This is a genomic window from Prevotella sp. LCP21S3_D2 (assembly GCF_052118345.1).
Classification (GTDB): domain Bacteria; phylum Bacteroidota; class Bacteroidia; order Bacteroidales; family Bacteroidaceae; genus Prevotella.
Window position 1 is genome coordinate 1 of sequence record NZ_JBQKHJ010000049.1, and the last position, 7,469, is coordinate 7,469.

Sequence of the window (7,469 nt, forward strand, 5' to 3'; positions counted from 1 at the left end):
ATGGATTGAAGACGCAGCCTAAGAACGAATGGGCGCAGAAGGACAGATGGAACCAGGTGGTTACGAATATTGATGAGGATGAGTATATCCTCGTGAAGGGTGTTGACTTCAAGAAGGGTGCAAGTAAGTTTGAGGTTTCTGCCTCTTGCCACATGTTTGGCGGCTGCATCGAAATCCGTCTTGATGGGGTTAACGGCCAGTGCATCGGCAAGGTGGATATCAAGAACACCAAGGATGAATACAAAACCTTCTCTACTCAGGTGAAGAAGGTAAAGAGTGTTCATGATCTCTACTTCGTCTTTAAGGGAGGCGACATCCAGAAGCAGAACCTCTTCTTCCTGGATTGGTGGAAGTTTAGTGAGTAAGAAAAAACATTAAAAGAAGTGTTTTTTCATTGAAAGCCATAAGCTAAATGTAATTGTCCGCATATACACTTTTATTAAGAATTTAAATAGAAAAAATATCAAAAAATGAAGAAACAACTGATAATTGCTCTGTTGAGCATAGCTCCAGCCTTGGGTGTTGTGGCGCAAGATAAACTTTATAAGGATGAGTTCCCGCTGGGAGACATCATCCTTCTGGACGGACCATTGAAGCATGCTCGCGACTTGAACGTGAAGGTGCTCCTGAAATATGATTGCGACCGCATGCTGGCCCCGTATCGCAAGGAGGCAGGCTTGCAACCTCGCAAACCTTCTTATCCCAACTGGGATGGACTGGACGGACATGTGGGCGGACATTACCTGTCGGCCCTTGCCATCAATGCGGCCACAGGCAATGAGGAGTGCCGCAAGCGCATGGAATATATGATATCCGAACTCCAGCTGGTGCTTGAAGCCAACAATCAGCGTCCTGAAGCTTGGTGCCATAATTATATCGGTGGTGTTCCGAATAGTGCCAAGATGTGGACGGCTTTCAGTAAAGGAGATTTCGGACCTTACTTCGGTACGTGGGCACCTTTCTATAACATTCATAAAATGTATGCAGGTCTTCGTGATGCATGGCTCTATTGCGGAAAAGAACAGGCGAAAAACCTCTTTCTGAAGTTCTGTGACTGGGCTATAGATATCACCGCAGACTTGAGTGATGAGCAGATGGAGCAAATGTTAGGCAATGAGCATGGTGGCATGAACGAGGTGCTTGCCGATGCCTATGCCATCACCTATGATGCGAAATATTTGAGTTGTGCTCGTCGCTTCTCTCACAAACAGTTGCTTGCTCCGATGGAGAATGGTAAGGATTGTCTCGACAATATGCATGCCAACACGCAGATTCCTAAGGTTATCGGATACCAACGCATTGCAGAGTTAGCACATGATATGCAATATCATAATGCCAGTGAGTATTTCTGGGAAATAGTGACTCGCCAACGTTCGCTCGCTTTGGGTGGAAACAGCCGTCGTGAGCATTTCCCAACTAAGGAAACTTGCATAGACTATGTCAACGATATCGACGGACCAGAGACTTGTAATACCTATAATATGTTGAAGTTGACCGAGGATTTGAACCGTGTCAACCATCAAGGTATGTATGGCGATTTCTATGAGACGGCGATATTCAATCACATTCTCTCTGCCCAGCACCCAGAACATGGAGGCTATGTGTATTTCACCTCTGCTCGTCCTCGTCATTATCGCAATTATTCTGCACCTAACAAGGCAATGTGGTGTTGCGTGGGAACAGGTATGGAAGACCATGGCAAGTATGGACAGTTTATCTGGACGCACGACAAGGGGATGAAGACTGAGGATGATGCGCTTTATGTGAATCTCTTCGTGGCTTCCGAATTGAACTGGAAGGAACGGAAGATGGTGCTTCGCCAACAGACAGCTTTCCCATACGCTGAGACATCTAACATAGAGGTAACTAAGGGAAAAGGTGTCTTCACCTTGAAGATTCGCAAACCTTTATGGTGTGATAACTTTACAGTGAAGGGAGTAGGCTTTGTCGTTGACTGCTATGAAGAGAATGGTTTCGTTTGTATCAAGCGCAAGTGGAAGAAAGGTGACCAGGTCGAAATCTCCATGCCTATGCATGCTTCTATCAAGCCGATGATCAATGTTCCTCAATATGTAGCCATCATGTATGGTCCTATTTTGCTCGGCATGAAGAGTGGCACAGAGGATATGCGTTCGCTCATAGCTGACGATAGTCGTTTCGGACAATATGCTGCTGGTATGAAGTTGCCGCTCGACAAGGCTCCTATCCTTCTGCCTAAGCATCTGAATGACATCGCCAAGGACTTGAAGCCTATCCCAGATAAACCTTTGCATTTCAAACTCGCCACCCACATGGAGAATGTTATCAATGGTGAACTGCAGCCATTCTTCGAGATTCATGATTCTCGATATATGATGTATTGGTTGGCACTCGGCGAGAATGATTACAAGGCTTATATGCAGAAGTTGGCTGATGAAGAAAAAGCCCGTCAGGCTTTGGAAGCTAGAACTGTGGATAAGGTGAGCCCTGGAGAACAACAGCCGGAGACCGACCATCGTATGGAGACAGATGATTCGAGCAAGGGTAATACAGAAGGTATCTTCTTCCGTGATGCAGAGGATGGTCATTATTTCAGCTATCTGATGCAGACCAAGGGAGAGACTAATCTTAGCCTTCAGCTTAAGTTCTGGGGACAGGATGAGTGGCGTACAAGTGAGTTTGATATTTATGTCAACGACAAGTTGCTTTGCAGCGTGAACAACAGTCATCGCTGGCGTACTACACAGTTTAAGACCGTTGATTATGCCATTCCTTCAGAGTTTGTTAAGGGCAAGAAGGAAATAAGAGTGAAGTTTGTGGCTCATAAGGGCAAGCAAGTTGGACAGATTTATGGTGTGAGACTTGTGAAGCATTAATTGTAGAAAAGTATATGTTAGCATATATTCGACTCAAGAATGGGGTAAGTACCTCAATCTTGAGTAGAGAATGTGTTGTAAGATAAATTTTCTGAATATAGATAAATGATGCCGGAACAGCCCTGGAATGGGGCTTTTTCCGGCATTTTTCAACACATCCTTTACAAATATTTACTAAAAACATATTAAAACACACTAATATTCAACAAAATAACATCAGGTTCATAGTTTTATCCATATCTTTGCAGAAAAATAGAATATAATTGTGATGATATTTACCAATACGATCATATCGAATCAAAACAGATGTAATGTACCCCATTACATTCTCAACTGCAGTCTTCGGAAATAATACCTATCTTGTTTGAGATAACATATTATTAACGAATTAAAAATTACATGGGTTTAATCATATTATATTTTTTAGGTGCTCTGTCACTATCCTTTTTATGCTCCGTCCTGGAGGCGGTGCTACTTTCTACTCCGATGTCGTTTATCTCGATGAAGGAGAATCAAGGCAACAAGACTGCCTCGTTGTTGAAACAGTATAAAAACAACGTAGATCGCCCTGTGGGTGCCATTCTTTCGCTCAACACCATCGCCCACACCATCGGCTCTGCCGGCGTGGGTGCCGAGTCTATCAAACTCTTTGGCGAAGAATACTTCGGTATCATTTCCGCCATTCTCACCTTGCTGATTCTGGTGCTTTCAGAAATCATCCCGAAGACCATCGGTGCTTCTTACTGGCGCTCGCTGGCAATGCCATCCACCAAGATCATCCGGGTACTCATCTTCATCACCTACCCTCTGGTACTGCTCTCAGAACTTATCACAAAGGTATTCACGCCTAAGAGCCACCAGGCTTCCATGAGCCGCGAAGAGGTTTCGGCCATGGTAGATGTAGGAACCACAGAAGGCATCTTCCGTGAATCGGAAAGCAAGATCATCAAGAGCTGCATCCGTCTGGCTGGAGTTAAGGCAAAAGAGGTGATGACACCATCCATCGTGGTAGAATCTGCTAATATGCATCTAACCACCAAGGAGTTTTACGAACTGAAGGAGTGGAATTTCTCACGCATTCCTGTATATGATAACAATAAGGACTACATCGTGGGCTACGTTCTGAAGGATGTGGTTCTCAAATCGGTTTCAGACGATGAATTTCAAACCCGATTATCCGAGCTGATGCGCCCGATTCTTTCCTTCAACGAGGATGAATCGATATATCAGATTTGGGAAAAGATGTTGGAAAAGCGAGAGCACATCTCCATTATTGTAGATGAATACGGATGCCTTCGCGGCGTAGTTTCCATGGAGGATGTGATAGAAACAATGACGGGCGTGGAAATCGTAGATGAAGACGATGTTGCCGTGGATATGCAAGCCTTGGCTAAGGAAAAATCACGCCTGATGATGCAGAAAATGAAGTAATCGAGTAGGAGGTAAACACTAATCATAGGTGTTTATCTCCTATTTTCATGTTTACCGACCTCTCACACCACCGTACATGCGGTTCCGCATACGGCGGCTTCTTGCATCACGCAAGAAAACCGCCCTTTTCATTCTACATGGCAATAGAGAATACATACCCTATCGCTGAGATGAGATTTATGGTCTTTTTTATTGAGTTGAGATTTATGCTCTTTTTTATTGAGTTGTTTTATAACCCGAAATTGATATTCTATTTTACTTCTTTCTTCCCTGGGGTTACATCTTTCTGAAGAGAGAATACAACAGGGATGGTATATTTTACGTTTACCGGTTTACCATCCTGTGTACCAGGAGTCCAGTTAGGCATCGCCTTCACAATTCTCAAAGCTTCGGCATCCAGTTCTGGATCTACAGATCTTGCAATTCGGGCTTTGGCAACGCTACCATCCTTCTGAATGATAAAGGTTACAATCACACGGCCCTGCTTTTTGGCCTTGACGGCGGAAGCCGGATACTTGATGTTTGCAGCCAGATACTTCATCATTACTCCCTGACCACCAGGAAATTGCGGCAATGTCTCTGTTACGTCATAAACCACATTCTTGGTTGTATCGGCTGGGGCTGTCGCATCAGAAGCCTTTGCTTCCGCCTTCTGTTCAGCTTCCGACTTTGCCAATTCAGCAGCCTTAGCTTCTTCTGCCTTTTTGGCTTCTGCGGCAGCTTTTGCTTCTTCAGCCGTCGGATTCGCCACAACCACATCAGCATTCAGAGCCTGCTCAGCCTTCTGCTGAACCTCGGCTACTTCCGGAATCTGCTCGCCAATCTCACGAGCCACACTCTCGATGTTGCTCACCATAAGCAACGCTCCTGCTAAAGGTGCGAAAAGGAGGTACTTCGCCTTGCCTATTTCACTGGTTCTACGTTTGTTCATCATTTTAATTCTTTTTTTAAGAGGTAATAAATTAAAATTATTGGCAATCTTGGTCGATTCATTCGGCTGTCGATATGCCAAACCTAGAAGGTGATACTGATAGGATTTGCGCGCGTTGCCATCAGATAATACACTTTCATCGGCTAAATATTCCAAATTCATTCTTACTTCCCGCTTCATCAGCCAGGCAAACGGATTAAACCAGCAGGCGATGGAGAAAAGCTCGGAGAAGAGGGTATCCAGGGAATGGAGACCCGAAACATGGGTGCACTCGTGAACCATCACTTCGTGCAACTGCTTGCCTTCCAGGGTAGATGGATACATAAACACCCAGCGGAAGAAGGAGAACGGACTCCCCTCGCCTCTGAGAAGATGTACCGTAATGCCTTCCACCTCCTGCTTCCGGGAAATAACCGCAAGGCGGATGATGCTGAAGAGCTGCCATACCAAACGCAATGAGAGAACGACAACTCCTGCCCAATAGATACCCAGCAGCATATCTATCCAGGTTATGCTGGGAGCCTGAGCCTTTACAACCACCACGGGATAAAACGTGTCGGCATATACATTCGCCATACTCGCCATCGTTGGTGTATCGCGCACCCAATATTCCAGATTGAGTGCCGGAACCATCAGGGCAACGGCATAAATGAGCCAGAGGGTAAGGCGGCGAAGACCGAAGAAAGTATCGCGGCTCACCGTGAGGCGATAAAATCCATAAAGGAGCATCAGGGCTACATTGATTTTTATAAGATATATTGCCATACAGTTTCGATTTTTGTTTGAAATGAACTTAATAATTATTCTTCCGAAAGCTTGATTTATTCTTCAAAGTTCTCGAGTCATTCTTCCGAACTCTCAATTTCACGGATGATATCCTTGAGGTCCTCGGGACTGATTTTCTCGTCTTTGGCAAAGAAGGAAACCATTTCCTTGAAGGAATTCTTGAAGTAATTGTTCACGAAACCCGACAGGAACTTCCGCTTGTAATCGCTCTCGGCAATGAGTGGAGAATAGACATACCCCTTACCATCCCGCTCCGCCTTGACATATGCCTTGCGCTTCAGATTGTTCACAATAGAAGCCACTGTAGTATAAGGTGGACGAGGTTCTGGCAACAGTTCCATAATCTGTTTCACGGCACATCGTCCCAATCGCCATATCCGAAGCATAATATCTTCTTCCTGATTCGTCAGCTTTTCCATATTTCTATCTTTATTCTTTTAAATTCAACATTCTTGTTTCTAAATCACGCTGCAAATCTACGAACTTTTCGTATAAACACAAAACAATCTACGTTAAAAAACATAAATTCAGCTATATTTTAACGTTTTACGAGCTTTTCGTAATACTAAAACATATATTGTTACGAGTTTATCGTAGATTACATATAAAAAGAACCAATATATAATAATATACGAGAACACATAAGTTTGTACAATATCACATATCAAAAACTAATTGTTTTATTTATCTTTGCATAAGATAAGCTGCACTCGGCAATTTGTAAGCAAGCTTACATTGCGCTCGTTTGCATTATCTTTGCAAGAGAAATTAATAACGCAACAAAACAACCATTATGTGGTATCGCAAGCACTTCCATATCCAGGAAATGGGCGACCGCAAGTATTTCATCGAATGGGGGGTTCAGCAGGGCATTCTTCCTAGAGCCACCTATCAGAAAGCGATGGACAAGGCATGGAAGGCGCTTGCTGCATCAGTTCACGAGTCACCTGCACCGACAAGAAGACGGCATTCGATGCCAACCTTATCGAGAACACCATAGCGAAGAAAGTGAATATCACTCCTCGCGAAAAGAGCAACGGATTGAAGACCACCGGCGATGCCGACGGGTTGAAATAATGCATCTATTTATAGAAAACAACACAGAAACGGGCTTTATTCCTAGGAATAAGGCTCGTTTTGCTTTTTTATATCATTCCTTATTTCTTTTTACCTCTCAAAATTAGGCTGTTCCAATTATTTTGCTTAATTTTGCCTGCAAAATAATTTTGAATAAGAAAATGATTGATATAAAAGGTATAACCAAGAGCTTCGGCTCCCTGCAGGTACTTAAGGGCATCGACCTGCATATTGACAAGGGTGAGGTGGTAAGTATCGTCGGACCTAGTGGTGCCGGCAAGACCACTCTTCTCCAGATTATCGGTACCCTCGACAAGCCAGATAGTGGCAGCATAGAGGTGGACGGCATTGATGTGCGCAGCCTCAGCACCAAGAAACTGAGCGATTTC

At 44.1% G+C, this 7,469-nt stretch carries 7 protein-coding genes; 5 read left to right on the plus strand and 2 right to left on the minus strand.

From position 1 onward, the window contains the following. From ACTQ16_RS16240 to ACTQ16_RS16250, 3 genes are all read left to right on the plus strand, one after another. A partial coding sequence (locus ACTQ16_RS16240) for a carbohydrate-binding protein (protein ID WP_441938471.1) occupies positions 1-365 on the plus strand: 365 nt, incomplete at its 5' end. A 105-nt stretch (positions 366-470) separates the two neighbouring features. Further along, positions 471-2,855 (plus strand): beta-L-arabinofuranosidase domain-containing protein, encoded by a 2,385-nt coding sequence (locus ACTQ16_RS16245; RefSeq protein WP_441938472.1) that lies wholly within the window; start codon positions 471-473, stop codon positions 2,853-2,855. Positions 2,856-3,254: 399 nt separating this feature from the next. Then, positions 3,255-4,286: a CNNM domain-containing protein gene (locus ACTQ16_RS16250; RefSeq protein WP_441938474.1), complete on the plus strand. Its 1,032-nt coding sequence runs from the start codon at positions 3,255-3,257 to the stop codon at positions 4,284-4,286. A gap of 250 nt (positions 4,287-4,536) precedes the next feature. On the opposite strand, the gene ACTQ16_RS16255 is transcribed toward ACTQ16_RS16250, so the two are convergent. Both ACTQ16_RS16255 and ACTQ16_RS16260 read right to left on the minus strand, forming a co-directional pair. After that, positions 4,537-5,982, minus strand: a complete 1,446-nt coding sequence (locus tag ACTQ16_RS16255; RefSeq protein WP_441938475.1) for a TonB family protein — start codon at positions 5,980-5,982, stop codon at positions 4,537-4,539. A gap of 77 nt (positions 5,983-6,059) precedes the next feature. Then, positions 6,060-6,422 (minus strand): BlaI/MecI/CopY family transcriptional regulator, encoded by a 363-nt coding sequence (locus ACTQ16_RS16260; RefSeq protein ID WP_441938476.1) that lies wholly within the window; start codon positions 6,420-6,422, stop codon positions 6,060-6,062. 374 nt (positions 6,423-6,796) lie between these two features. Here ACTQ16_RS16260 and ACTQ16_RS16265 point away from each other — a divergent pair, with 374 nt between their 5' ends. Further along, positions 6,797-7,003 carry a hypothetical protein gene (locus ACTQ16_RS16265; RefSeq protein WP_441938477.1) on the plus strand — a complete coding sequence of 69 codons (207 nt, stop codon included), beginning with the start codon at positions 6,797-6,799 and terminating at the stop codon, positions 7,001-7,003. Positions 7,004-7,241: 238 nt separating this feature from the next. After that, a partial coding sequence (locus ACTQ16_RS16270) for an ATP-binding cassette domain-containing protein (RefSeq protein ID WP_441938478.1) occupies positions 7,242-7,469 on the plus strand: 228 nt, incomplete at its 3' end.

Bases quoted from the DNA above. Each gene is read 5' to 3' on its own strand.
- ACTQ16_RS16265 (WP_441938477.1), top strand. From the start codon at position 6,797: ATGTGGTATCGCAAGCACTTCCATATCCAGGAAATGGGCGACCGCAAG.
- ACTQ16_RS16250 (WP_441938474.1), top strand. From the start codon at position 3,255: ATGGGTTTAATCATATTATATTTTTTAGGTGCTCTGTCACTATCCTTT.
- ACTQ16_RS16245 (WP_441938472.1), top strand. From the start codon at position 471: ATGAAGAAACAACTGATAATTGCTCTGTTGAGCATAGCTCCAGCCTTG.
- ACTQ16_RS16260 (WP_441938476.1), bottom strand. From the start codon at position 6,422: ATGGAAAAGCTGACGAATCAGGAAGAAGATATTATGCTTCGGATATGG.
- ACTQ16_RS16255 (WP_441938475.1), bottom strand. From the start codon at position 5,982: ATGGCAATATATCTTATAAAAATCAATGTAGCCCTGATGCTCCTTTAT.